Here is a 23503-nt window from a genome sequence, read left to right as displayed (position 1 = left end):
TGAACTCCTACTTGCGCTTCTTGCCGGCGTTACGGCGACGGACGATGAGCTTGTCGCTCGGCTTGTTCGGCTTGCGCGTACGACCCTCGGCCTGGCCCCAGGGGCTGACCGGGTGACGACCACCGGACGTCTTGCCCTCACCACCACCGTGCGGGTGGTCGACCGGGTTCATCGCGACACCACGCACGGTCGGGCGGACGCCCTTCCAGCGCATGCGGCCGGCCTTGCCCCAGTTGATGTTGGACTGCTCGGCGTTGCCGACCTCGCCGATGGTGGCGCGGCAGCGGGCGTCGACGTTGCGGACCTCGCCCGACGGCAGACGGAGCTGCGCGTAGGGGCCGTCCTTGGCGACGAGGCGGACCGAGGCGCCGGCCGAACGCGCCATCTTCGCGCCGCCACCGGGGCGGAGCTCGATGGCGTGGATGACCGTACCCACGGGGATGTTGCGCAGCGGCAGGTTGTTGCCGGGCTTGATGTCGGCGCCGGGGCCCTGCTCGATGACGTCGCCCTGCTTGAGCTTGTTCGGCGCGATGATGTAACGCTTCGTGCCGTCGACGTAGTGCAGGAGCGCGATGCGCGCGGTGCGGTTCGGGTCGTACTCGATGTGTGCGACCTTGGCGTCCACGCCGTCCTTGTCGTGACGACGGAAGTCGATCACGCGGTACTGGCGCTTGTGGCCACCACCGATGTGGCGGGTGGTGATGCGGCCCGAGCTGTTGCGGCCACCGGTCTTCGGCAGCGGACGAAGCAGCGACTTCTCCGGCGTCGAACGGGTGATCTCAGCGAAGTCGGCGACCGACGAGCCGCGACGACCGGGGGTCGTCGGCTTGTAGTTACGAATAGCCATGATTTATCCCTCTGGTCCTCAGCCGACAGCCGTGAAGATGTCGATCGAACCGGACTTGAGCGTCACGATGGCGCGCTTGGTGTCCTTGCGCTTGCCCAGGCCGAACTTCGTGCGACGGGTCTTGCCCGGACGGTTCAGCGTGTTGATGCTCGCGACCTTGACGTCGAAGATCTTCTCGATGGCGAGCTTGATCTCGGTCTTGTTCGAGCGGGGGTCCACGATGAACGTGTACTTGCCCTGGTCGATCAGGCCGTAGCTCTTCTCCGAGACGACCGGCGAGATGATGATGTCGCGCGGGTCCTTGTTGAAGCCGCTCATGCGGAGATCTCCTTCGCGGTCTTCGACGCGATGAAGGCGTCGAGTGCGCTCTTGCTGAAGACGAGGGCATCGGCCTTGAGCACGTCGTAGGCGTTGAGCTGGCCGTACGAGAGCGCGTGGACGTTCGGCAGGTTGCGGACCGACTTGAGCGTGAGCTCGTCGGCCGACTCGAGCACGACGAGCACGTTCTTGACGGGCGCGACCTTCTCGATGAGCGTGCGAGCGGTCTTCGTCGAGGGCAGTTCAGCCGGGACGAAGGACTCGACAGCGGAGATGCGGCCACCGCGGGCGCGGTCCGAGAGCGAGCCGAGCAGAGCCGCGGCGATCATCTTCTTCGGGGTGCGCTGCGAGTAGTCGCGCGGGGTCGGTCCGTGGACGACGCCACCGCCGGTGTGCTCCGGAGCGCGGACCGAACCCTGACGGGAGCGGCCGGTGCCCTTCTGCTTGAACGGCTTGCGACCAGCACCGCGGACCTCGCCGCGGTTCTTGGTCTTGTGGGTGCCCTGACGCGCGGCGGCGAGCTGCGCGGTGACGACCTGGTGGATCAGCGGGACGTTCGTCTCGACGTCGAAGAGCTCGGCGGGCAGCTCGATGCTGCCGGCGACGGCTCCGGTCGCGTCGAGGACGTCGATCGTGGTTGCGGTCTCGGTGGCCATGATCACTTACCCTTCACGGCGGTGCGGACGAAGACGGAGCGACCGCGAGCACCGGGGACGGCGCCCTTGACGAGCAGCAGACCCTTCTCGGCGTCGACGGCGTGCACCGTGAGGTTGAGGACGGTCACGCGCTCGCCACCCATGCGGCCGGCCATGCGCATGCCCTTGAAGACGCGCGACGGGGTCGACGAAGCACCGATCGAACCGGGCTTGCGGTGGTTGCGGTGGGCACCGTGCGAAGCGGACACACCGGCGAAGCCGTGGCGCTTCATGACACCGGCGAAGCCCTTGCCCTTCGACGTCCCGACGACGTCGACCTTCTGGCCGGCCTCGAAGGTGTCGACGGTGAGCTCCTGGCCGAGCGTGTACTCGGCGGAGTCGTTGGTGCGGATCTCGGTGAGGGTGCGACGCGGGGTCACACCAGCAGCCTCGAAATGGCCGGCGGCCGGCTTGTTCACCTTGCGCGGGTCGATCGCGCCGGCGGCGATCTGGATCGCCTCGTAGCCGTCGCGCTCGACGTTGCGGATCTGGGTGACCACGTTCGGGCCGACCTCGATCACGGTGACGGGGATGAACTTGTTGTTCTCGTCCCACACCTGGGTCATCCCGAGCTTCTTGCCGAGGAGGCCCTTGACGGTCTTGGTTGAGTTCGCCATCGGTCAGTCCCCCTTACAGCTTGATCTCGATGTTGACGTCGGCCGGGAGGTCGAGTCGCATGAGCGAGTCGACGGCCTTCGGCGTCGGGTCGACGATGTCGATGACCCGCTTGTGCGTGCGCTTCTCGAAGTGCTCGCGCGAGTCCTTGTACTTGTGGGGAGAACGGATCACGGTGACCACGTTCTTCTCGGTGGGGAGCGGCACCGGGCCGACCACGGTCGCACCGGCACGGGTCACCGTGTCGACGATCTTCCGGGCCGACGTGTCGATGACCTCGTGGTCGTACGACTTGAGCCGGATGCGGATCTTCTGTCCCGCCATGTGTCTCTCTGTCCTCTCTGCGCCGCGCACCCTCGGGCCGCCTGACGCCGCCGTCACCGTGCATTCCTGCAGGGCTTGGCTGTTTTCCTGAACCAACCGGCCGCATCCTCGGGGGATGACCGCTGTTCTCCTGTCAACCGCGCAGGGCGACCGTGGCCGTCCAGCGTGGGCATGTCGCTTCCCCGCACTCCGGGCACAGGTGCACCCGGGGTGGTGGTGGGGACTCGATCGTGTTCTGCTGCCTGCGGCCCAACCCAGCTCCGCTGGACGGAGGGATTGTGCACTGCCAGAGCAGTGATCCTGCGCGCGCGAACGCCCGCGGAATTCGGAACCGGACAAGTCTCGCATAGGCACGGCACCTGTGCAACCCGGGCGTGTCGTCGGGTTCCGCGGGGCTCGGGACGGCGCGCTCCCCCGGAACGGCGCGGTTCTGCCCGGCCTGGAGGCGCGGCGCACCCCGGGCGCGTCGCGCACCTTCCCGAGGTGGTCGGTCCGCCCTCGGCACCCTTCTCGACTCGACGGGCGCGGGCCCGCGCACGTCGGGTCCGGTGGCGGTCCGCGAGCGGGCAGGACACGCCGCGCGCCGAGCGCCGCGCGGGTGGGATCGGTCGGGTCCGGGGGCTCAGCGTGACGGATCTCGCCCGCTCGGCGCGGCCAGACGGGACCCGACACCTTCCGTCGAGTGACTCCGTCGAGGTCGGCGGAACGGATCGTGCCCGCTCGGCGAGGCCGAGCGGGCACGATGGCAGGGAGGGCGTCCGACCGGGTCAGAACTCCTCGGGCACCGGCGGGACGAACCACGGCGGGAAGACCGCGACCCGAGGACCGGTCACGCGGTGCTCGGCGAGCAGCGTCTTGACCTGCTGTCGGACGCGGTCGTTCGGCACCCCGATGACGGCGATCGACGAGAACGGCACACGGGGCCCGGCGAGCAGCTCGAGGCCGTGCATCTCCGGGTCGGTGAAGTCGGTGCGACGGATCAGGTTCGTCGCTGCCTCCGGTCCGACCGCGAAGCGCACGTCGTCGGCCTCGGCGTCCTGGTCGGCGACGATCACGGAGGCGCCGAACGCGGACACCGGCACGACGAGCACGACGTACTCGGTGGCACGCGTGCGTCGGGCGGCGTCGGACCAGCGGGCGCCCTCGGCGCCGCGGCGGAGCTCGTCCCAGCGTGTGGCGTCCGGCGAGAGCGTGAACGGGACGTGACCCGACACGGAGCCACCGTCGGGAGCGGTCGCCTCGGCGCGCGCGGCACGCGTCTCGGCAGAGCTGACGTCGACGACCGGAGTGGCCGTGTCGGCGGCGAGGACGGCGCCCTCGCCGACGATGGACGCCAGGTTGTCGACGTGGGTGGCGTGGTGCGCCCGGAGCGACGCGAACACGCGGGGCTCCGGCAGTTCAGGAGCAGCCGGCGACCGGAGCGACGAGGAGCCGCGCGCGGGGGCCGGGGTGGAGCGGAGGTCGGTGGTGATGCGGGTCCGACGGGGCGTCGGCGTGGTGGGGACTGCAGGCACCTCGGCCTGTCGGGGCGAGCAGATGTCGCAGAGTTCGGTGGGGAAACCGTGGATGCACTCGTCGGTCACGACTGGGAGAGGTCCTTCCGTGCCCGGGTGGGGGAGATCGGGCACGGTGTCCAACCGTACGTCATGATCCGCCCCCTTCCGTCACTGTCGGTAGAGCAGGGCACGCACCTCGGACTCGGCGGCGTGGAGGCGTTCGGGGTCGATGGTCTCGCCGTGCTGGTACGCGTCGAGCAGGCGCGGGTCGATGTAGCTCTGCCGGCACACCGTCGGGGTGTTGCCCAGCTCCTCGCTCGCGGCCTTCACGGCGTGCGAGACGGCCTTCTTGCGCTTGGCCTCACTCGACTGCGGGCCGGTACGCGCCAGGTCCACCGCGGCCGCGACGGTCCCGTGCAGGGTGCGGAAGTCCTTCGCGGTGAACTCGTCACCGGCTCGCTCCTTCACGTACTCGTTGATGTCCTCGGCGGCGAGCGGCTCCCACTCGGCACCGCGCTCGGCACGGAAGGACAGCAGGCGCGCGTTCGGTCCACGACGCTTCATCCCGGCGATCACCCGCGCGAGGTCGTGGTCGTGGATCGTGGACGACCACTCCTGCCCGCTCTTGCCCGGGAAGTCGAGCTCGATGTCGTCGCCGGACACGTGGGCGTGCGCACACAGCAGCGTCGACAGGCCGCGGCTGCCGTGCTCGGTGGCGTAGCGCTCGGACCCGACCCGGAGCGAACCCTGGTCGAGCATCCGGAAGGCCGCGGCAAGGGCACGCCGCCGGTCGGGCTCGGGCCGCCGCAGGTCCTGCGTGACCATCCGTCGCGCCGACGGCAGCGACTCCGCGAGGGCGAGTGCCCGGTCGTACTTGATCCGGTCCATCCGCTCGCGCCACCCGGGGTGGTACATGTACTGACGCCGGCCGACGCCGTCCTTGCCGGTCGCGAGGATGTGCCCGTTCTCGTACGGCGAGATCCACACGTCGTCCCAGGCCGGAGGGATCACGAGGTCGTCGAGGCGCTGTCGCACGACGGCGTCGGTGACGGTCTTCCCGTCCGGGTCGCGGTACGAGAAGCCCTTGCCGCTGCGGACACGGTGGTAGCCACGACCGTTGGTCGCGGAGCGGCGGAGACGGGTCACTCCGACGATGTTGCCCGCCGACGCCTGGGACCCGTCACCGGGAACGCGCCCGGGACGGACCGGACGTCCGCCGGGCACGACGAAGCGGGGCCGGACCCGAAGGCCCGACCCCGCTGGCGCAGTGTCTTCCGGAGAACCGGGAGTTACTTGACGATCTCCTCGACCGTACCGGCGCCGACCGTGCGGCCACCCTCACGGATGGCGAAGCGGAGGCCGGCCTCCATCGCGATCGGCTGGATCAGCTCGACCGACATGGCGACGGTGTCGCCGGGCATGACCATCTCGGTGCCCTCGGGCAGCGTGATGACGCCGGTGACGTCCGTGGTGCGGAAGTAGAACTGCGGACGGTAGTTCGCGTAGAACGGGTTGTGACGACCGCCCTCTTCCTTGGTCAGGATGTACGCGTTCGCCTTGAACTCGGTGTGCGGCGTGACCGAACCCGGCTTCACGACGACCTGGCCGCGCTCGACGTCCTCGCGCTTGAGGCCACGGATGAGGAGACCGGTGTTGTCGCCCGCCTCAGCCTTGTCCAGCAGCTTGCGGAACATCTCGATGCCCGTGACCGTGGTCTTCTGCGTCGGGCGGATGCCGACGATCTCGACCTCGGAGTTGAGGTCCAGCGTGCCACGCTCGACACGACCGGTGACGACGGTGCCACGACCGGTGATCGTGAAGACGTCCTCGATCGGCATGAGGAACGGCTGGTCGGTGGCGCGCACCGGGTCCGGGACGTTCTCGTCGACGGCGGACATCAGGTCCTGGACGGACTTGACCCACTTCTCGTCGCCCTCGAGCGCCTTGAGCGCCGAGACCTGCACGACGGGGGCATCCTCGTCGAACTCCTGCGAGCCGAGGAGCTCACGGACCTCGAGCTCGACGAGCTCCAGGATCTCCTCGTCGTCCACCATGTCGGACTTGTTCAGCGCGACGACGATGTAGGGGACGCCGACCTGGCGGGCGAGCAGGACGTGCTCACGCGTCTGGGGCATCGGGCCGTCGGTGGCGGCGACCACGAGGATCGCGCCGTCCATCTGCGCCGCACCGGTGATCATGTTCTTCACGTAGTCGGCGTGACCAGGAGCGTCGACGTGCGCGTAGTGGCGCTTCTCGGTCTGGTACTCGACGTGCGAGATGTTGATCGTGATGCCGCGGTCGCGCTCCTCGGGAGCGCTGTCGATCTGAGCGAAGTCACGGGCCTCGTTGAGGTCCGGGTACTGGTCGTGCAGAACCTTGGTGATCGCCGCCGTGAGCGTGGTCTTGCCGTGGTCGACGTGACCGATGGTTCCGATGTTGACGTGCGGCTTGGTCCGCTCGAACTTGGCCTTGGCCACTGTGGGTCCTCCTCAGGACTCGGAGAGCATGCCCCCGGTTCCGTGAACCGTTGGCGTGCAGGGTGTGTGTCTAACTGTACTTGGTGACGAGGGGCCCGTCGCCGGGCACCCTCGCCTGTGGAGAGAACGCCGGAGCGTTACTCTCCGCTGTTCTTCGCGATGATCTCCTCGGCGACCTTGGCCGGGACCTGGCTGTAGGTCTCGAAGGTCATCGAGTAGACCGCACGACCAGAGGTCTTGGACCGGAGGTCCCCGACGTAGCCGAACATCTCGGACAGCGGCACGCTCGCGCGGACCACCTTGACGCCCGAGGCGTCCTCCATCGAGGCGATCTGGCCACGACGGGAGTTCAGGTCACCGATGACGTCGCCCATGTACTCCTCGGGAGTACGCACCTCGACGGCCATGATCGGCTCGAGGATGGCGGGGCCGGCCTTGCGGGCGGCCTCCTTGTAGGCGATCGAACCGGCGATCTTGAACGCCATCTCGGACGAGTCGACGTCGTGCGCCGCGCCGTCCTTGAGGATGGCCTTCACGCCGACGGTCGGGTACCCGGCGAGGATGCCGACCTGCATGGCGTCCTGGATACCGGCGTCGACCGACGGGATGTACTCACGCGGGACGCGACCACCGGTGACGGCGTTCTCGAACTCGTAGACCTTCTCGGCCGTGACTTCCATCGGCTCGAGGGCGATCTGCACCTTCGCGAACTGGCCGGAACCACCGGTCTGCTTCTTGTGCGTGTAGTCGTAGCGCTCGACGACCTTGGTCAGGGTCTCGCGGTAGGCCACCTGCGGCTTGCCGACCGACGCCTCGACCTTGAACTCGCGCTTCATGCGGTCGACGAGGATGTCGAGGTGGAGCTCGCCCATGCCCTTGATCGTCGTCTGACCGGTCTCGGCGTTGAGCTCGACGCGGAACGTCGGGTCCTCTTCCGCGAGCTTCTGGATGGCCGTGGAGAGCTTCTCCTGGTCGGCCTTCGTGTTCGGCTCGATGGCGACCTCGATCACCGGCTCCGGGAACGTCATCGACTCGAGGACGACCTGGTCGGTCGGGTCGCAGAGCGTGTCACCGGTGGTGGTGTCCTTGAGGCCGATCACCGCGTAGATGTGGCCCGCGGTCACGTTGTCGACCGGGTTCTCCTTGTTGGAGTGCATCTGGAAGATCTTGCCGATGCGCTCCTTCTTGCCCTTGGTCGAGTTGATGACCTGGGCACCGGACTCGATCGAGCCGGAGTACACGCGGACGTAGGTCAGACGACCGAAGAAGGGGTGCACCGCGACCTTGAACGCCAGGGCCGAGAACGGCTCGGTGGCGTCGGGCTTGCGGATGATCTCCTTCTCCTCGTCCTTGACGTCGTGGCCGATCATCGGCGGCACGTCGAGCGGGGACGGGAGGTAGTCGATGACCGCGTCGAGCATCGGCTGGACGCCGCGGTTCTTGAAGGCCGAGCCGCAGAGGACCGGGTAGACCTCGGAAGCGATCGTGAGCTTGCGGATCGCGCCCTTGATCTCGTCCTTGGTCAGCTCCTCGCCGCCGAAGAACTTCTCGAGCAGGGCGTCGTCGGTCTCGGCGACGCGCTCGATCAGCTTCGCGCGGTACTCCTCAGCGCGGTCCTTGAGGTCCGCGGGGATCTCCTGGACCTCGTACTGGGCGCCCATGGTCACGTCACCCTTGGCGTCGCCGGGCCAGACCTTGGCGTGCATCTCGATGAGGTCGATGACGCCGACGAAGTCGTTCTCGGCACCGATCGGGAGCTGCAGCACGAGCGGCTCCGCACCGAGGCGGTTGATGATCGTGTCGACGGTGAAGTAGAAGTCCGCGCCGAGCTTGTCCATCTTGTTGACGAAGCAGATGCGGGGGACGTCGTACTTGTCCGCCTGACGCCACACGGTCTCGGACTGGGGCTCGACGCCCTCCTTGCCGTCGAAGACGGCGACGGCACCGTCGAGGACGCGGAGCGAGCGCTCCACCTCGACCGTGAAGTCCACGTGACCGGGGGTGTCGATGATGTTGATCTGGTTGTTGTCCCAGAAGCAGGTCGTCGCGGCCGACGTGATCGTGATGCCGCGTTCCTGCTCCTGCGCCATCCAGTCCATCGTGGCAGCGCCGTCGTGGACCTCACCGATCTTGTGCGTGATGCCCGTGTAGAACAGGATGCGCTCGGTCGTCGTGGTCTTGCCGGCATCGATGTGCGCCATGATGCCGATGTTGCGGACCTTGTTCAGGTCGGTGAGCACGTCCTGTGCCACAGGTTCCTCCGGAAGAGTTGTAGGAGAGGGTGGCGCCCGGGCGGGCGTCGGTGGTGCGTGACCACCGACGCCCGATCGGAGCCGGGACTACCGAGCCGGGATTACCAGCGGTAGTGGGCGAAGGCCTTGTTCGACTCGGCCATCTTGTGGGTGTCCTCACGGCGCTTGACCGCGGCACCGAGACCGTTCGACGCGTCGAGGATCTCGTTCATGAGACGCTCGGTCATCGTCTTCTCGCGACGGGCCTTGGCGTACGAGGTGAGCCAGCGGAGCGCGAGGGTGTTCGCGCGGTGCGGCTTGACCTCGACCGGGACCTGGTAGGTCGAGCCACCGACGCGGCGGCTACGGACCTCGAGGGTCGGACGGACGTTGTCGAGCGCCTTCTTCAGCGTCGCGACGGCGTCCTGCTGGTTCTTGGCGGAGACGCCTTCGAGTGCATCGTAGACGATGCGCTCGGCGAGGCCCTTCTTGCCGTCCAGGAGGATCTTGTTGACGAGCTGCGAGACGATCGGCGCGCCGTACACCGGGTCGGCGACGACGGGACGCTTCGGGGCGGGACCCTTACGAGGCATCTAACTCAACCCTTCTTCGCGCCGTAGCGGCTGCGGGCCTGCTTACGGTTCTTGACGGCCTGGGTGTCCAGGGCACCGCGGATGATCTTGTACCGCACGCCGGGGAGGTCCTTCACACGACCGCCGCGGACGAGCACCATCGAGTGCTCCTGCAGGTTGTGGCCCTCACCGGGGATGTAGGCCGTGACCTCGGTGCCGTTCGAGAGCTTGACACGAGCGACCTTGCGCAGGGCCGAGTTCGGCTTCTTGGGGGTGGTGGTGTAGACGCGGGTGCAGACACCACGCTGCTGGGGGTTCGCCTTCAGTGCCGGCGCCTTGGTCTTGACGACCTTGGGCGTACGACCCTTGCGAACGAGCTGCTGGATGGTAGGCAACTGTTCTCCTGGTTCTTCGCTCGTGCTCTGGCCGACGCATTCCGTCGGCTTCCTCATCCCACGCTGATCACCGCCTGACGGCGGAGGGAGGTCGTGGGATGGATGACCCGGTACGGTCTCGTCGAGGTCGACGATGATGACCCGGGATTTCGGGCGCGCCCGAGGGCGCACACCCGGTAGAGACTACCCGCGTCACACGGCGAAATCAATCCGGGCGCGTCGCGCCCGGAGCGCGCCGACGCTGCCGTGGCGAGACGAGCCTCCGGGCCGGCGACCGCGCGTCCGGACCTGTCGGCGATGGTGGGGCGGGCCTCCAGGCGGCGACCGCCGGACCGGACCCGTCCGCGTCAGGAACCCGCGTCGGACGAACCGTTGCCGACGGCGGACTCGAACGTCGCGCCGTCGTCGGAGAAGCCCGACACGTACCCGCTCGCGTTGACGTTCATCGGACCCGCCGATGCTGTGCCGACGCCGTCGGGCCCGGAGATGTCGGCGGTGAAGGTGGCGCGACCGAAGGTCGACGTCGAAACCGTCCACCCACGCGACAGCCATCCGCCGACCGTGACCTGCGGGCGCTGCTCGAGCGTCCACTTCTGGTTCGTGTAGGTGTAGGCCGGGTCCTCGCCGTAGGCGTAGAAGCTGCAGCCAGCGGGCGCCGGGTCCGTGGAGGCGATGCACCCGTCGACCCAGCGGTCGACCGCCTGTTGGGCGGCCTGCTTCCCGTCGTCGGTGAGCTCCGTGGTCATGGACACCGGCACCGAACCGGTCGTGCTGAAGCCGGGGACGCGCGCGGTCGCGCCCGCTGCCGTGAACCACTTCCCGCCGTCGACCGCCACGGCGTACGAACCCGGCAGGGCGGTCAGGTTCGCGATGCCGTCGTCGGACGTCCGGACGCGCTGCCCGGCGACCTCGACCGTGGTCCCTCCGGGGCCGCGGACCGAGACCTGGACCCGTCCGAGGTCCGGCGCCTGGAGCTCCCACACCGGGAAGACCCCCCAGTCGGTCCCCGTGCGGTCGAGCGTGAAGGTGGAGGCGACGTCCCGGCCGCCCTGTCGCAGGTACGCGCGCACGGTGGCGGTGTCACCGTCGGTGCGGGTCGCTGCGATGCGGTACCCGGTGACACGGTCCGTCGCCTTCGCGTAGGCGGCGTCCGTGAGCAGCACGTCCGCGTCGTCGTGGTCGACACCCGCCAGGCGCAGCGCGTCGTCCACGTGGCCCGCGGTCAGGTCGTCGAGGAAGGCCCGCACCGGCCGGTCGGCCGAGTGCGAGGAGGACTGGGTCGCGTACCCGACGACGCCCGTGACGAGCAGCAGCACCACGGCTGCACCGCCGGCGATGATCCCGACCAGTGCGCCACGCCGCATCCGGCGACGCGGGCGAGGTGCGGCAGGGGCGGCGACGGGCACCGGCGGCTCCTGCGTGCCCCGGAGCGTGTCGACGTGCGGGACCTGTGCCCACCCGCCCGGCTGGTTGTCGGTCATGCGTCCCCCGTCGTGCCTCGTGCGTGCTCCGGGATCCTACCGCCGCGCGGTCCCCCGCGACCGGGCCTGGTACCGGGCGGCGGAGACACCGCCGAGGACGCAGAGCAGGGCGACGACCACCGAGCCGACCACGAAGGGGCTCAGCGCGGAACCCGCGGGGAACACGAGGAGCTCGGTCCCGTCCCCCCGCGTCATCGAGTAGCCCACCGCTCCCGTCGCGAGCATCGCCAGGTAGGTGCCCGCAGCAGCGACGAGTGCGGTGACACCGGGGTTGCCCTCGCGGATCCCCGCCGCCGTGGCGAGGAACACGACCGCGGCCGCCGCGACCACCATCGCCGGACCGAGGTACGGGCCGGCGTCCGGTTGCGGGATCGCCTCGACGTCGGCGAGCAGGGCCTCGAAGCCCGTCACCGCGACGACGAGGGCGATGAAGAGGACCGACGTCATCGTCGCGATCAGCCACCGGGACATGGCTCGATCGTACTGCCGGGCGCCCTGGGTGGCGGGTTCCGGCGCCGCCGCGTCACCGCGCAGCGCGCTCCTGCGCGTGCTCGCGGTCCTGCTCGGCGTCGCGCTCCGGCACGGGAGCCTGGCCTTGGCCCTGGCCCTGGGGGTGCTCCTGGCCCTGGGGGCGCTCCTGGCTCGCGTGGTGCTGTGCCGCCGCGACGAGCGCGAGCGCGATGGTCGCGGTGATGACCGGGACGGACTCGGTCATGGGGGCGACGGGGGCCGCGGTGCCGTCCTGGAGGCGCGGCTCGGCGCGGTCGTGCTGCGCGGGCTCCGCCTCGTGGTCGCGTCCCGCCGGGGCTGCTTCGTGGTTCCACTGGGCTTGCTCCGCCTCGTGGTCGCGTTCCGCCGGGGCCACCTCCGGGTCGAGCAGGGTCGACTCCGCCTCGTGGTCCCGCAGCGCGGGCCCGACGACCGGCAGGACCGCGGTCGTCGTCGGCGGCTCGACGTGCAGGACGGTGACCGCGGGAGTCTCCGAGACCCCGCGTCGGGCGGCGCGACGGGCGCGGCCCATCCGCACCAGGACCACCACGGCGATGACCGCCCAGACGCCGTTCACGATCGTCGACGGGACCGCGTGGTGCGCGGCGACGTTGACGGCGACGGAGAGCCCGCCGACCAGGTTGAGGGACTGGTAGAGCGGCCCGTTCGGGATCTTGCCCAGTGAGAACAGCAGGTAACCTGCGAGGACGGTTACGGCTCCGAACCAGCCGAGGAACTCCACGATTCCGACCAACACGCGCGACTCCGGGCACGACGAGGAACGGCCGTCCTGAGGCGACCGTCCGAGAGGGGTGTGAGCAGCCGCGAGTGCGGCGTCGGGAGCATCGTAGGCACAGCGACGGGTGTCGCGGAAGTGGGTGCGGCGTGGCGTGTCGCACCCACTTCGCGGGGGGCTCTGCGGAGGGGTGTCAGCCGTTCGTCGAGGCGCTCGACGAGGTGCCCGTGAAGACGTAGACCGACCCGGACAGCGACCACGACTGCGACTGCATCGGGGGCGAGTCGCCCTCCTCCTCGCTCGCTGCTGCGATCCCCGAGACCAGGAACAGTCGCGACCCGGACTGCATCGCCTTCGTGAACGCCAGCGCCTGGTCGTAGGACCCCTGGACCGCGACGGTGACGGGTACGAGCGAGAAGTTCGCGTCGGTGATGGACGGATCCGTGGCAGCCTGCGCCGACGGAGTCTCCTCGGCGCCGTCCGCGGTCGCTCCCGGGGTGGCCGTCACCGCGCTCGCCGGCTCCGCACTGGCCGACTCCGCGCTCGCTGGCGCGTAGGGGGTCGCGTCCCCGATGGTCACGTTCGTGACCTGCACCCCGGCCGCAGCGGCGTCTGCGTCGATCTCGCGGACGAAGGACTCGGAGTCGACGGTCGACGGGACCGAGGCCCGCAGCCGCTCGAGTTCCGCCCTCGTCGCATCGAGGCCGGAGAAGGCCGCTGCGAGACGGGTGAGTTCGGCGCGGTTCTTGTCGTTGGTCGCGTCGATGGTCGCCTGCTGGACCCGGTTCGACGCGGCCCCGGCGAGCTGCGGCTGCACGCCGAGGAACCAGCCGCCGGCCAGGACCGCGACACCGACCACCAGGGCGATCACGAGGGACAGGTGGTGCTTCGTCATCGGTCGGCGTCCTTGTCGTACTTGCCGTCGTAGGCCCGCGCGTCGAGCTCGAGCTCGATGACGGAGGTGTACTCGCCGCGGTCCTGGTCGTACGAGATCGACGAGATCGACGAGTCCAGGTAGCCGGTCAGGCCGGACAGGCGGCTGGTCCAGTCCGGTACGGACGGGATGGTCGTCGACGCCACGGTCAGCGCGAGCGTCGCGACCCTCGGCCGCGGACCTCCATCGGCAGCCTGTCCGAACGGCTCCGTCGCGGTCGCGGAAGCGACGGTCATCCCGCTGATCGCGAGGTCTGCCGGCAGGACGTCGCGGATGCCGCCGAGCGTCCCGTCCCACTCGACCTCGGTCGACCCTCCGACGGTCCGGGCCGACTCCAGGAGGTCGGAGTCGCGCTCCGCTGCCCGCAGCTCCGCGTACCGCTGCTGCTGGGCGAGCAGCGTCGTGGTCTCTGCCTGCGCGGCGGTCAGCGAGGCCGCTGTCGCCATCTGGTTCGCCATCGCCCCGCCGCTCGCGAGCAGGACGGCAGCGCCGACGACGACGACACCGAGCCATGCGCGCCGTGTCAGCGCCCGCTGCCGACGCTCGACGTAGACCTCTGCCGGGAGGAGGTCGACCCGGGGCGCGCGTCCCGCGGTCGAGTCCGAGGCACCACGACGGGCCCCGCGGCCGCGACGACCCTGCGCAGCCTCCGTGCGTTCCTGCGTGCTGGTCATGCTGCCTTGCTCCCCACTGCGAGTCCGTAGGCGACGGCCACCGAGTCACCGTGCGCGAGGACGTCCTCCTCGCGGACAGCCCGCCCGAAGCCCGCGCCGAGGAAGGCGGACGGGGTGGTGACCGGCAGGTGCGTCGTGTCGGCGAGGGCCTCGCGGAGCCCGATGAGCCGGGCGCCGCCACCCACGAGTGCGATGCCGGCGACGACCTCGTCCGGGCGGGTGTTGACGTAGTAGTTGATGGTGTTGCGGAGGCTCGTCACGAGTTCGTTGACCGTGTCGAACACCGCCGCGACAGCTCGCGCGTCGTCCGGCGTGCGGGCGCCCGGTCCGATCCCGAAGTGCCGCTTCACCGCCTCGGCCTGGGCGAAGGGGATGTCGAGTCGGCCGGCGAGCGACCGGGTGATGTCGTCCCCGCCGGACGGGATGATGCGGACGAACTGCGGCACACCGTCCGTCGCGAGGACGACGCTCGTGGTGTCCGCGCCGACCTGGATGATGGCGATCGTTCCGTGTTGCGCCTGCGCAGGGCTCAGCACCCGCGTGAGGGCGAACGGGATGAGGTCCACACCGACCGGGTTGAGGCCTGCGAGCCGCACGGCGCGGACGTTCGCGAGCACGGCCTCCTTGATCGCTGCGACGAGCAGGCCTCGGATCACCGGACCGGACTCGTCGACGCCCTCGCTGACCGGGTAGAAGTCGAGGATCGCGTCCCCCACCGGGACCGGCAGCATGTCCTGCACCTGGAACGGGAGGCTCTCACGGATCTGCGCGAGCGGCGCGTGCGGGACGGTGAGGTCACGCGAGAGGACCCGCTGGTTCCCCATGCCCAGGACGACGTCGCGCGAACGGAACCTGCCCGTCGACCAGAGCTGTCGGAGTGCGGCCCCGACCGTGTTCGGCTCGAGGACCTCGCCGCGACTGACCGACCCCTCGGGTGTCGACACCTCGGCGACCCGGAGGACGACGGGGCGGCCACGGTCGGCGTCCCCGACCTCGACCGCGCGGATCGACGACGCGGCGATGTCGACGCCGACGATGCTCTTTCCCATGGTGCTGCTTTCGTTGAGGGTCAGGAGAGGCCGAGGAGCCCGAGGTAGGCCGACCAGAGGGGTGCGCCGAGGACGATGCCGATCCACGCGCCGACGAGCATCGACGGCCCGAACGGGACCCCGCTGCCCATCCGAGCGCGACCGATGGCGACCAGTGCGATCGCGACCGTACCGCCGACGAGGAAGCCGCCGAAAGCTCCCACTGCGAGGGGTCCCCATCCGAGGTACGCGAGCACGAGGCCGAGGACGACGGCGAGCTTGACGTCGCCGAGCCCCATCCCACCGGGGACGGCGAGCGCCAGGACCAGGTACGTCCCGCCGAGCACGACCGCGCCGAGGAGACCGCGCAGCAGGGCCCCCCAGTCCCCGGACACCGCCGACACCGCGCCGAGGAGCACCAGCAGCACGACGGCAGCCGGGTAGACGACGGCGTTCGGCAGGCGGTGCGTGTCGAGGTCGATCAGCGAGAGCGCGACGCTCACCGCCATCAGGAAGAGCAGCGCGCCGAGCAGCACGGTCCGGCCGAAGGCCTCGCCGAGCGTCGCAGCGCCCAGCGGTTGCGGGACGACGAGGGCGACGACCACGAAGAGGACGGCGGTCACCGCCTCGACCGCGGGGTAGCGGGCGGAGATGGGCGCGGCGCAGTCCCGGCACCTCGCGCGCAGCAGCACCCACGAGAGGACCGGGACGTTGTCCCGCCGGCGGATGGGGTGGTCGCACCGTGGGCATGCGCTCGGCGGCGCGACGACGGAGATCCCTACAGGGACGCGGTGCACGACGACGTTGAGGAACGAACCGATCGCCAGGCCGAGCACTCCGGCCAGGGCGGCGATGACCCAGGCGGCGCTCACCGGCAGGCTCCCGTGCTCGCCGTCGCGCAGGCGCCGTCCACCTGGTAGGCGGCCTGCACCTCGACCTGGGTCGTCACGCCGTACGAGGTCGAGACGGGCTGCAGGAACTTCGGCGGGGCGGTGGTGAGCAGCCGCTGGTCGTAGACGTAGTTCTTCGAGAAGCCGGTGTTCCCGGTGGTCGCGACCGGACCGCGCCAGTTCTGCGCGATGGAGCCGACGACCTTGAGCACGCCGAGCTTCGGCCCGACGTCGTAGTTCTGGTTCCAGAACGTCCCGGCGTTGCTCGCGATCGCACCGCTGATGGTGATGCCATCCCCGTTCGAGCGGTTCAGCAGCGCGATCCCGGAGTTGTTGCACGCGGTTCCGTCGTACGCGGAGGAGGTGCACTTCGTCGGGTTGTACACCTCGACCGCGTTCTGGCCGACCAGGCCGAGGATGTCGGTGGTCGGATCGCTGTAGGTCACGCTGCCGGTCGCCCAGATGGTTCCCGACGAGGCGATCGTCATCGCGCCGGCGAACGGACCGCTGACGAAGACGTCCCCGGCGGTGCACGAGTAGGTGTCCGGCGCGGAACCGGTCTGCGTCGTGTTGTTGCGACCGGCGCTCCGGCCGTTCACCCACTCCCCTGCCGCCGGGTAGCCCTGTCCGTTGCTGAACGGCTGGTTCGCCTTCGTCGTCGCCCTGCCGTTCGCCCCGACCGTGACCGTGGTCGTGCAGTAGGTGTTCGTGTACTTCGACGGGAAGGTCCCGGACCAGGTGTTCACGTTGTTCGTCGCGGACGGGACGTCCTGCACGTACATGAGGTTGGCAGGCAGTGTGGGGATCGTTGCGCCGCCCTGGCTCTGCAGGGCGTCGATCGACCCGCAGAGCGACGCCGCCTTCGCGGTGTCCGCGCTCGCGGACACCTTGCCGGACCCGCTGTCCACCCGGATCTGCGTCGCCTTCGACCAGGGCGACCAGACCGTCATCTTGCCGCCTCCGAGGAACGTGACCCGGGTCGGCCCCGTGTACAGGCACCCGGGGCGGGGAACCGTCGCCGGGATGTCGGTCCTGGTCTCCTGCGACATGTTTGAGTTCAGCGCCGGGAGCCCGAGGTACGGCACCGGTGACGGGTCACCGCCGAGGAACTGGCCGCCGCAGGTCCCGCTCGACGGTCGCACTCGCGTGTCGTGCTGCTCGACGCTGCCGTTGAAGGTCGTCGTGCACGCCGCGGTGAAGACGTCGTTCGTCCGGATCGGTCCGTTCAGGACGTCCGTTCCGGCGAACTGCACCGCCTGGCACCGGTTCGAGACCCCGCCCTGCCACTGGTAGGCGGTCGTGCAGTCACTGCCGGAGATTGCCGGACTCGACGACTCGTAGTTCGTGAAGTAGAGGTAGTTGATGAAGCCGTCGCCCTTGAGGTTCGCCACGAGCGACCGGACGCTCCCGCCGGCCTTCCCGGTGACGCGGACGCGCAGCACGCCCTTCGACGAGTAGTCGGCGTTGTCGACCTCGTAGCGGAAGACCTGGTCCGTGGAGCCGACGACGGACGCCCATTGCGAGCCGCTGCTCGTGAACGCCGGGTTGTCGTCGTCACCCGTGAACGTCGATCCACTGGTCTTGCTGAACTGTGCCGCCGCGTTACCGTACAGGGCGTAGCCGTTGTCGTTGGACAGCTTCGACTGGTAGTCGGCCAGGCCGGCGTAGGCCGCGGCCATGGCGTTCTGGAAGTTCCGGTCGGTGGCCGACTTCACCGCGCCCGACGTGGACACCGCAACCATCGTCGCGACGAGCATGAGCATGACCGTGCCGAAGATCACGACGCTCGCCAGGGCCATGCCCCGTTCGTCGCCGTGCGTCCGGCGGAGTGCCGTGCTGATCCGGCCGATCACGGCGTCGCTCCGGTGCTCGTGCCGTAGGCCACGTTGAACAGGTACAGCGTGTTCTGGATGTGGGTGTTGCCCGGGGTGTCCGCAGCCGGGGCGCCGAGCTCGAGGTTCACGCGGACGGCCCGGACCGCTCCGAGCTGGGACGCGGCCAGGGACCCGTCCGCGAGGGTCGGCAACGCGGTGCCGTTGGCGCCGAGGTAGGTGAAGAGCGGGTCACCGTCACCGGTCGGGGACGACACCGCCCCGCCGAGGACGGTCGAGGTGGTGGGCGGTTGTGTCGGCGCTGGGAAGGTCGTGAACCCCTTCGTCGTGGTACCCGTCCACCGGTCGAGCACGAGGCCCTTCGCGCCGTTGAGCGAGTACCGCACTTGCACCGGGACGTCGGTGGCGTTGCCGTCGAGGTTCACGAAGGCGGTGAACGTCATCCTCGAGCCGTCCGCCTGCGTCATCGCGGCGGCGTACGTGCCGTCGGCCACCGGGAGCAGGCTCGCTGCGTGCACGTACCGGGTGAGCGAGTTCATCACGATCGACGCGGAGCGGGCGTTCTGGTCGGAGCGGGTGTTGGTCGACCCGGCTCGCAGGGTCGCGGTGAAGAACCCACCGACCGCGACGAGGATCACCATCGAGATGCTCATCGCGACGATGAGCTCCATGAGGCCGACGCCGTCGTCCTCGCGGCGCAGCCTGCCCAGCATCCGCGTCACGAGGTCTGTCCACGAGGGTCGAGGGTGAGCGTGTTGTCGTAGCTGATGACGATGAGCGCGGTCTTGCGGTTGACCGACCCGGGGGTGACCGGCGCGACGTTGGAGGCGTTCGTGGCGATCTCGTTGCGCGACGTCGACCCGAAGGTCGTCCCGGAGGAGATGGTCCACGTGCCGAAGGGCAGAGCGATGGTGGCGGTGTCCGCGGTCGACACCGGGAACTTCATCGTCATGCCCGCGGTGCAGCCCGGGTCGCCCGGCCCGGGGGTCGATGAGGAGACCGCAGTGACGTAGCGCCCCTTGACGCCCTTGATCGTCGCGACGCCCATGCGCACGGACCCACTCGCGGGCGCCCCCGCACTCGTCGTGATCACGTCAGGCGTGGCTCCGACCGCGCCGTCCGCGTTCGGTGCGGTCCACGCTGCGGCGCTCGGGCTGAGGCAGTTGACCCTGGAGTTCGGACTGTTCGAGTACGGGCCGGCGAACGCCGTGTACCCGGAGGTGAAGGGGAAGACCGGGAGCGAGGGCGTCGAGGTTGACGTGATCGCGAGCGTCGAGCTCGTCGTGTCCCAGGGCGTCACCGTGTCGAGCCCGCCACCGGTGCTCGACAGCACCGTGGGCATGTTCGTGGGGAGCGTCGCGCCGTAGGTCTGCGCGTACAGGAGGGTCAGCTGGCTCGCGCGGTCGTAGACGAACGGGACGGGGGCGCTCGCGCCGGCAGCGACCGTGATCGGCGTCTGCTGGGAGGGTTGCTTCTGGTCGGTGTCGATGCCGCCCGCGACGGTGGCAGTGACGGTGTAGTCGCCCGGCACCACGTTGACCGCGTACGAGCACCCCTGGGAGTCGGTCGGCAGCGGCGCGGTGCTCGGCGCGATCGCGCCGCTGCCCGCGATCGGTGTCAGCGAGACGGCGACGCCGGGGAACGGCGCACCGGATGCGTTCGCGACCGAAACGATCACGGTGCCGTAGCCCGGGTCGGTGACCGCGTCGCTCGGGGCGATCGCCGAGGTCATCGAGGTCGAGGACGTGCCGCCTCGAGCGTTCGGCCACGACACCGTCGCGACGACGCTCTTGTAGGCGAGCTTGCCGTTGGACGTGCCGCACGCGCCGCTCGCACCGTCGCTCTGCACCCACCGGACGGACCGGTCTACCTGGTACGTGACGCCACCGAGGGTCTTCGTGTTCGTCGCGCCGGACGCGCTCACCACCTTGAAGATGCCGGCGGTCGTCGCGGCCGCCGTCTGCCGCATCGAGTCGATGTCCTGCGAGGCGAGCGCCACCGCGGTCTCGCGGCCACGGCTCGTCTGGGTGAGCTGGAGGGTGTTGGCGATGCCGTAGGCGATCCCGACGCTCATCACGGCGAAGACCATCATGGCGACCATGACCTCGATGACCGAGAGGCCCGATTCACGGGCCGACCGGTCGACCGGGCGCAGCACGCGCTGCAGTCTGCGGATCACGGTCACCTCCTCGGTGATGGTCAGTGCGACGGAGGGGCGACCCGTCCGCGGACAGGTCGCCCCCACAGGGTCAGAGGACTAGCACGTGCCCTTGGCCGCTGCGGTCGTGTCCGTGATCTTCCAGCTGGTCTTGGTGTCGCCGACCGCGCAGATGGAGAAGGAGCTTCCGGTCGCCGCGGGGACGTAGGTGAACGTCGTGCCGTCACTCTTCGTGTAGCCGTACGGCGTCATCGTCGCCGAAGTTCCGAACTCCGCCGTCGTCGGCAGCGTGCCGTTCTTATCCGTCTGGAACGCGATCACCGCGGTCTTCGCGTTCGCCAGGTCGGACTTCACCGACGCGTCCTTCGCGTTGTTCTGCACGTTGAGGTACACCGGAATGGCGATCGCGGCGAGGATGCCGATGATGATCACGACGACCAGGAGTTCGATGAGCGTGAAGCCCTTCTCCTTGTCCTCGAGGAGGCCCTTGCGGCGAGCGTCGAGCTTGCCCATGAGAGCGAAGTACATGGTGGATTCCATTCTTCTCGGGAATGCGATGGGGATGTGCCGCAGAGTGCTCCGCCGCCGCTGGCAAGCGTATTGACGGCGTTTTCCGGGCATAATCCCGAGAACGGGGGTGATCTGCGTTGCGAAATGCCCCCAGTACCGGGGGTGCGGAATTCCTGACCGACCCCCGAACGGAGGGTGCGCGTCGTCGAGTTACTTGACGAGCGAGGAGATCTGGAAGATCGGCAGGTAGAGCGCGACGATCATGCCGCCGACCACCACGCCGAGGAATGCGATGAGCAACGGTTCGATGAGCGAGGTCAGGGATTCCGTGGTGGATTCCACCTCGGAATCGTAGAAGATCGCGATCTTCTCGAGCATCACCTCGAGTGAACCGGCGTCCTCACCGACCGCGATCATCTGCGCGACCATCGCCGGGAAGACCGATTCCTTGGCGAGCGGTTCGGCGATCGACTCGCCTTTCCGGACACTTTCCGCGACGCGCGTCAATGCTTTCTGCACGACGAAGTTGTTCGACACTTCCCCGACGATCTGCAGCGCCTGCAGGATGGGCACGCCGGCCCCGATCATGTTCGAGAAGTTCCGCGCGAAGCGCGCGATGACGATCTTCCTGGTCAGCTGTCCGAAGACCGGCATCCGGAGCAGGACCGGATCGCGGAAGGCGCGGAACCGATCGGTGTTCTTGTTGCCTCGGTACCAGAGCCAGCCGACGACAGCCACGACCGCCAGGATCGGCCCGGCCCACCGCATCGCATGCGACAACTGCACGAGGATCTGCGTCGGCAGGGGCAGCTGACCACCGAGCGACGCGAACATGTCCTGGAAGATCGGCACGATGAAGATGAGCATGACCACGACGGCCAGCAGCGACATCACGAGCACCACGACCGGGTAGGTCATGGCCGACTTGATCGTCGATCGGAGCTTGTGTTCCTTCTCGAAGTTCGTCGCGATCGAGTCCATCGCCTGGTCGAGGAACCCGCCCGTCTCTCCGGCACGGATCATGTTGATCATGATCGGCGGGAAGTCGACCGGGTACTTCGCGACGGCGTCGGAGAACGAGACACCGCGCTCGACGTCGTCCCGGACCTTCCCGAGGATGTCCTTGAGCTTCTTGTTGTCCGTCTGGTCGGCCAGGATCGTCAGCGCACGGAGCAGCGAGAGTCCGGACGACAGCATCGTCGACGCCTGGCGCGACATGATCGCGAGGTCCTTGAGCCCGACGCCCTTCTCGAACCCCGGGATCTTGATCTCGGTCTGCAGTCCGGTGCCGGGCTTCGCCTCGGTGATCGCGATCGGCGAGACACCCATCGTGCGGAGCCGCTGCACGACCGCACCCTCGGACGCAGCGTCGAGCCGGCCCTTGACGAGCTTGCCGGCGCCGTCACGGCCCCGGTAGTCGAACGCGAGTGACATCAGTGCCCTCCGGAGTACTTGTCGCCGAAGTCGATCTCCGACGCAGCGATCGCCGCGGCGGACGAGTCGGACGGCGACTCGACGCGCTGCACGAGCCGGTCGAAGCCGTCCTCGTCGTGCACCTTCTCCATCGCGGCGGCGCGGGTGACGGTGCCGACGTTGACGAGCTCGGCGAGGTCCTGGTCCATCGTGTGCATCCCGGCGTCGCGGCCGGCTTGCATCGCCGAGGTGATCTGGTAGGTCTTGCCCTCGCGCACCAGGTTCGCGATCGCGGGCGTCGTCTTCATGATCTCGGTGGCGACGACACGGCCCGACCCGTTCGCCTTCGGCACGAGGGTCTGGCACACGACCCCCTCGAGCGTCGCCGCGAGCTGGGTGCGGATCTGCCCCTGCTGGTGCGGCGGGAACACGTCGATCACACGGTCGATGGTGCCGGGAGCGCTCTGCGTGTGCAGTGTGGCGAAGACGAGGTGGCCGGTCTCGGCGGCGGTCAGTGCGACGGAGATGGTCTCGAGGTCGCGGAGCTCACCGATCAGGATGACGTCGGGGTCCTGTCGCAGCACGTGCTTCAGCGCGGCTGCGAACGAGTGCGTGTCCGCCCCGACCTCGCGCTGGTTGATGATCGCCTTCTTGTGGTCGTGCATGAACTCGATCGGGTCCTCGACCGTCACGATGTGGTCGGCACGGGTCTCGTTGACCAGGTCGATGAGTGCGGCGAGGGTGGTCGACTTGCCGGATCCGGTCGGTCCGGTCACGAGGACGAGCCCGCGGGGCAGCTTCGCGAACTCCCCCACGTGCTGGGGGATGCCGAGCTGCTTGAGCGTCTTGATCTTCGTCGGGATGATGCGGAACGCCGCGCCCCAGTTGCCGCGCTGCTGGTAGTAGTTCACGCGGAAGCGGAACTCCGGCGACAGCGAGTACGCGAAGTCGAGCTCCTGCTCGTGGTCGAACTGGCCGGCCTGCTCGGGGGTGAGCAGCGTCTTCAGTGCGGCGATGACCTTGTTGCGTGCCCAGGGTCCCCCGGGCACCGCAGGTCGCAGCGAGCCGTCGACCCGAACGGTCGGCGGTGCATCGGCGGTGACGTGGAGGTCCGAGGCGCCCTGGTAGACGACCTGCGAGAGCGCCGTGATGAGGTCGGCGTCGGCGACCTCGCGAGCGTGGCGCGTGAAGCCGATCTCGGGGTGCGACGCGGGGTCGACCGCGTGGCCGGACGTCGCTGGGACGGCCTGGAGGCTCGTGGTCGCCACCGCGGGCACCACCGGCAGGTGCTCGGTCACCGAGTCCGCGTACCCGTACGCAGCGGTCGACGGCGGGACGGCGGCCGGGGGCGTGGCCGGCGCGGTCTGCGGCTGCGCGACCGGGACGGA

Annotated in this window: 24 protein-coding genes; all 24 read right to left on the bottom strand. The window is 69.2% G+C overall.

Features of this window, described 5'->3' with window-relative positions; all coding sequences use genetic code 11:
- Positions 1–7: 7 nt before the first annotated feature.
- Positions 8–847 (bottom strand): 50S ribosomal protein L2, encoded by an 840-nt coding sequence (gene rplB / locus D8M35_RS05545; RefSeq protein WP_058728264.1) that lies wholly within the window; start codon positions 845–847, stop codon positions 8–10.
- An 18-nt stretch (positions 848–865) separates the two neighbouring features.
- The gene (gene rplW / locus D8M35_RS05540) at positions 866–1165 is read right to left on the bottom strand and encodes a 50S ribosomal protein L23 (RefSeq protein ID WP_058742338.1); all 300 of its coding nucleotides are present in this window, start codon (positions 1163–1165) and stop codon (positions 866–868) included.
- Positions 1162–1821: a 50S ribosomal protein L4 gene (gene rplD / locus D8M35_RS05535; RefSeq protein WP_126890950.1), complete on the bottom strand. Its 660-nt coding sequence runs from the start codon at positions 1819–1821 to the stop codon at positions 1162–1164. The genes rplW and rplD overlap by 4 nt, the downstream gene beginning before the upstream one ends.
- A 2-nt stretch (positions 1822–1823) precedes the next feature.
- Positions 1824–2477, bottom strand: a complete 654-nt coding sequence (gene rplC, locus D8M35_RS05530; RefSeq protein WP_022903285.1) for a 50S ribosomal protein L3 — start codon at positions 2475–2477, stop codon at positions 1824–1826.
- 13 nt (positions 2478–2490) lie between these two features.
- Positions 2491–2799: a 30S ribosomal protein S10 gene (gene rpsJ, locus D8M35_RS05525; protein ID WP_022903286.1), complete on the bottom strand. Its 309-nt coding sequence runs from the start codon at positions 2797–2799 to the stop codon at positions 2491–2493.
- Between the two features lie 767 nt (positions 2800–3566).
- A complete protein-coding gene (locus D8M35_RS05520; protein WP_161972608.1) occupies positions 3567–4382 on the bottom strand; it encodes a DarT ssDNA thymidine ADP-ribosyltransferase family protein in 816 nt (271 codons plus the stop codon).
- A gap of 81 nt (positions 4383–4463) precedes the next feature.
- Positions 4464–5441: a DNA topoisomerase IB gene (locus D8M35_RS05515; protein WP_126890948.1), complete on the bottom strand. Its 978-nt coding sequence runs from the start codon at positions 5439–5441 to the stop codon at positions 4464–4466.
- A gap of 143 nt (positions 5442–5584) precedes the next feature.
- Positions 5585–6772, bottom strand: a complete 1188-nt coding sequence (tuf, locus tag D8M35_RS05510; protein ID WP_065960042.1) for an elongation factor Tu — start codon at positions 6770–6772, stop codon at positions 5585–5587.
- 137 nt (positions 6773–6909) lie between these two features.
- Positions 6910–9024, bottom strand: coding sequence for an elongation factor G (gene fusA / locus D8M35_RS05505; RefSeq protein WP_126890947.1), 2115 nt, complete (start codon positions 9022–9024; stop codon positions 6910–6912).
- A 101-nt stretch (positions 9025–9125) separates the two neighbouring features.
- Positions 9126–9596: a 30S ribosomal protein S7 gene (gene rpsG, locus D8M35_RS05500; protein WP_058728452.1), complete on the bottom strand. Its 471-nt coding sequence runs from the start codon at positions 9594–9596 to the stop codon at positions 9126–9128.
- Between the two features lie 5 nt (positions 9597–9601).
- Positions 9602–9970, bottom strand: a complete 369-nt coding sequence (gene rpsL, locus D8M35_RS05495) for a 30S ribosomal protein S12 (protein ID WP_058728453.1) — start codon at positions 9968–9970, stop codon at positions 9602–9604.
- 347 nt (positions 9971–10317) lie between these two features.
- Positions 10318–11451, bottom strand: coding sequence for a hypothetical protein (locus D8M35_RS05490; protein WP_126890946.1), 1134 nt, complete (start codon positions 11449–11451; stop codon positions 10318–10320).
- A 36-nt stretch (positions 11452–11487) separates the two neighbouring features.
- Positions 11488–11922, bottom strand: a complete 435-nt coding sequence (locus D8M35_RS05485; protein ID WP_126890945.1) for a DUF6121 family protein — start codon at positions 11920–11922, stop codon at positions 11488–11490.
- Positions 11923–11974: 52 nt separating this feature from the next.
- Positions 11975–12697: a hypothetical protein gene (locus D8M35_RS05480; protein ID WP_126890944.1), complete on the bottom strand. Its 723-nt coding sequence runs from the start codon at positions 12695–12697 to the stop codon at positions 11975–11977.
- Positions 12698–12869: 172 nt separating this feature from the next.
- On the bottom strand, positions 12870–13571 hold the full coding sequence (locus tag D8M35_RS05475; protein ID WP_126890943.1) for a hypothetical protein: 702 nt from the start codon (positions 13569–13571) through the stop codon (positions 12870–12872).
- Complete coding sequence (locus tag D8M35_RS05470) at positions 13568–14284, bottom strand: hypothetical protein (RefSeq protein WP_126890942.1); 717 nt, start codon at positions 14282–14284, stop codon at positions 13568–13570. Before D8M35_RS05470 ends, D8M35_RS05475 begins: the two co-directional genes overlap by 4 nt.
- The gene (gene pilM / locus D8M35_RS05465) at positions 14281–15333 is read right to left on the bottom strand and encodes a type IV pilus assembly protein PilM (protein ID WP_126890941.1); all 1053 of its coding nucleotides are present in this window, start codon (positions 15331–15333) and stop codon (positions 14281–14283) included. Before pilM ends, D8M35_RS05470 begins: the two co-directional genes overlap by 4 nt.
- 20 nt (positions 15334–15353) lie before the next feature.
- The gene (locus D8M35_RS05460) at positions 15354–16184 is read right to left on the bottom strand and encodes an A24 family peptidase (RefSeq protein WP_126890940.1); all 831 of its coding nucleotides are present in this window, start codon (positions 16182–16184) and stop codon (positions 15354–15356) included.
- Positions 16181–18055: a hypothetical protein gene (locus D8M35_RS05455; RefSeq protein ID WP_161972607.1), complete on the bottom strand. Its 1875-nt coding sequence runs from the start codon at positions 18053–18055 to the stop codon at positions 16181–16183. The genes D8M35_RS05460 and D8M35_RS05455 overlap by 4 nt, the downstream gene beginning before the upstream one ends.
- A complete protein-coding gene (locus tag D8M35_RS16355; protein WP_153257431.1) occupies positions 18052–18756 on the bottom strand; it encodes a type II secretion system protein J in 705 nt (234 codons plus the stop codon). The genes D8M35_RS05455 and D8M35_RS16355 overlap by 4 nt, the downstream gene beginning before the upstream one ends.
- Positions 18753–20213 (bottom strand): hypothetical protein, encoded by a 1461-nt coding sequence (locus tag D8M35_RS05445; protein WP_126890938.1) that lies wholly within the window; start codon positions 20211–20213, stop codon positions 18753–18755. The genes D8M35_RS16355 and D8M35_RS05445 overlap by 4 nt, the downstream gene beginning before the upstream one ends.
- 78 nt (positions 20214–20291) lie before the next feature.
- Entirely contained in the window at positions 20292–20720 is a 429-nt protein-coding gene (locus tag D8M35_RS17250) for a prepilin-type N-terminal cleavage/methylation domain-containing protein (RefSeq protein WP_342342911.1), read from the bottom strand.
- Between the two features lie 192 nt (positions 20721–20912).
- Positions 20913–22136, bottom strand: coding sequence for a type II secretion system F family protein (locus D8M35_RS05435; RefSeq protein WP_126890937.1), 1224 nt, complete (start codon positions 22134–22136; stop codon positions 20913–20915).
- Positions 22136–23503, bottom strand: a 1368-nt coding sequence (locus D8M35_RS05430; RefSeq protein ID WP_274542766.1) for a type IV pilus twitching motility protein PilT, incomplete at its 5' end; no start/stop codon positions are given. The genes D8M35_RS05435 and D8M35_RS05430, both read right to left, overlap by 1 nt.

It is taken from the genome of Curtobacterium sp. HSID17257 (assembly GCF_003989515.1).
Taxonomy (GTDB): Bacteria; Actinomycetota; Actinomycetes; order Actinomycetales; family Microbacteriaceae; genus Curtobacterium.
The sequence above is the reverse complement of the archived record's forward strand: the minus strand, read 5'-3'. Positions and strand labels throughout refer to the sequence as shown.

Excerpts from the sequence above, each read along its gene's own strand:
- D8M35_RS17250 (WP_342342911.1), bottom strand. The coding sequence starts at position 20,720 with ATGTACTTCGCTCTCATGGGCAAGCTCGACGCTCGCCGCAAGGGCCTC.
- D8M35_RS05485 (WP_126890945.1), bottom strand. The coding sequence starts at position 11,922 with ATGTCCCGGTGGCTGATCGCGACGATGACGTCGGTCCTCTTCATCGCC.
- rplW (WP_058742338.1), bottom strand. The coding sequence starts at position 1,165 with ATGAGCGGCTTCAACAAGGACCCGCGCGACATCATCATCTCGCCGGTC.
- D8M35_RS05490 (WP_126890946.1), bottom strand. The coding sequence starts at position 11,451 with ATGACCGACAACCAGCCGGGCGGGTGGGCACAGGTCCCGCACGTCGAC.
- rpsJ (WP_022903286.1), bottom strand. The coding sequence starts at position 2,799 with ATGGCGGGACAGAAGATCCGCATCCGGCTCAAGTCGTACGACCACGAG.
- rplB (WP_058728264.1), bottom strand. The coding sequence starts at position 847 with ATGGCTATTCGTAACTACAAGCCGACGACCCCCGGTCGTCGCGGCTCG.
- D8M35_RS05435 (WP_126890937.1), bottom strand. The coding sequence starts at position 22,136 with ATGTCACTCGCGTTCGACTACCGGGGCCGTGACGGCGCCGGCAAGCTC.
- rpsG (WP_058728452.1), bottom strand. The coding sequence starts at position 9,596 with ATGCCTCGTAAGGGTCCCGCCCCGAAGCGTCCCGTCGTCGCCGACCCG.
- rplD (WP_126890950.1), bottom strand. The coding sequence starts at position 1,821 with ATGGCCACCGAGACCGCAACCACGATCGACGTCCTCGACGCGACCGGA.
- pilM (WP_126890941.1), bottom strand. The coding sequence starts at position 15,333 with ATGGGAAAGAGCATCGTCGGCGTCGACATCGCCGCGTCGTCGATCCGC.
- D8M35_RS05475 (WP_126890943.1), bottom strand. The coding sequence starts at position 13,571 with ATGACGAAGCACCACCTGTCCCTCGTGATCGCCCTGGTGGTCGGTGTC.
- rplC (WP_022903285.1), bottom strand. The coding sequence starts at position 2,477 with ATGGCGAACTCAACCAAGACCGTCAAGGGCCTCCTCGGCAAGAAGCTC.
- D8M35_RS05470 (WP_126890942.1), bottom strand. The coding sequence starts at position 14,284 with ATGACCAGCACGCAGGAACGCACGGAGGCTGCGCAGGGTCGTCGCGGC.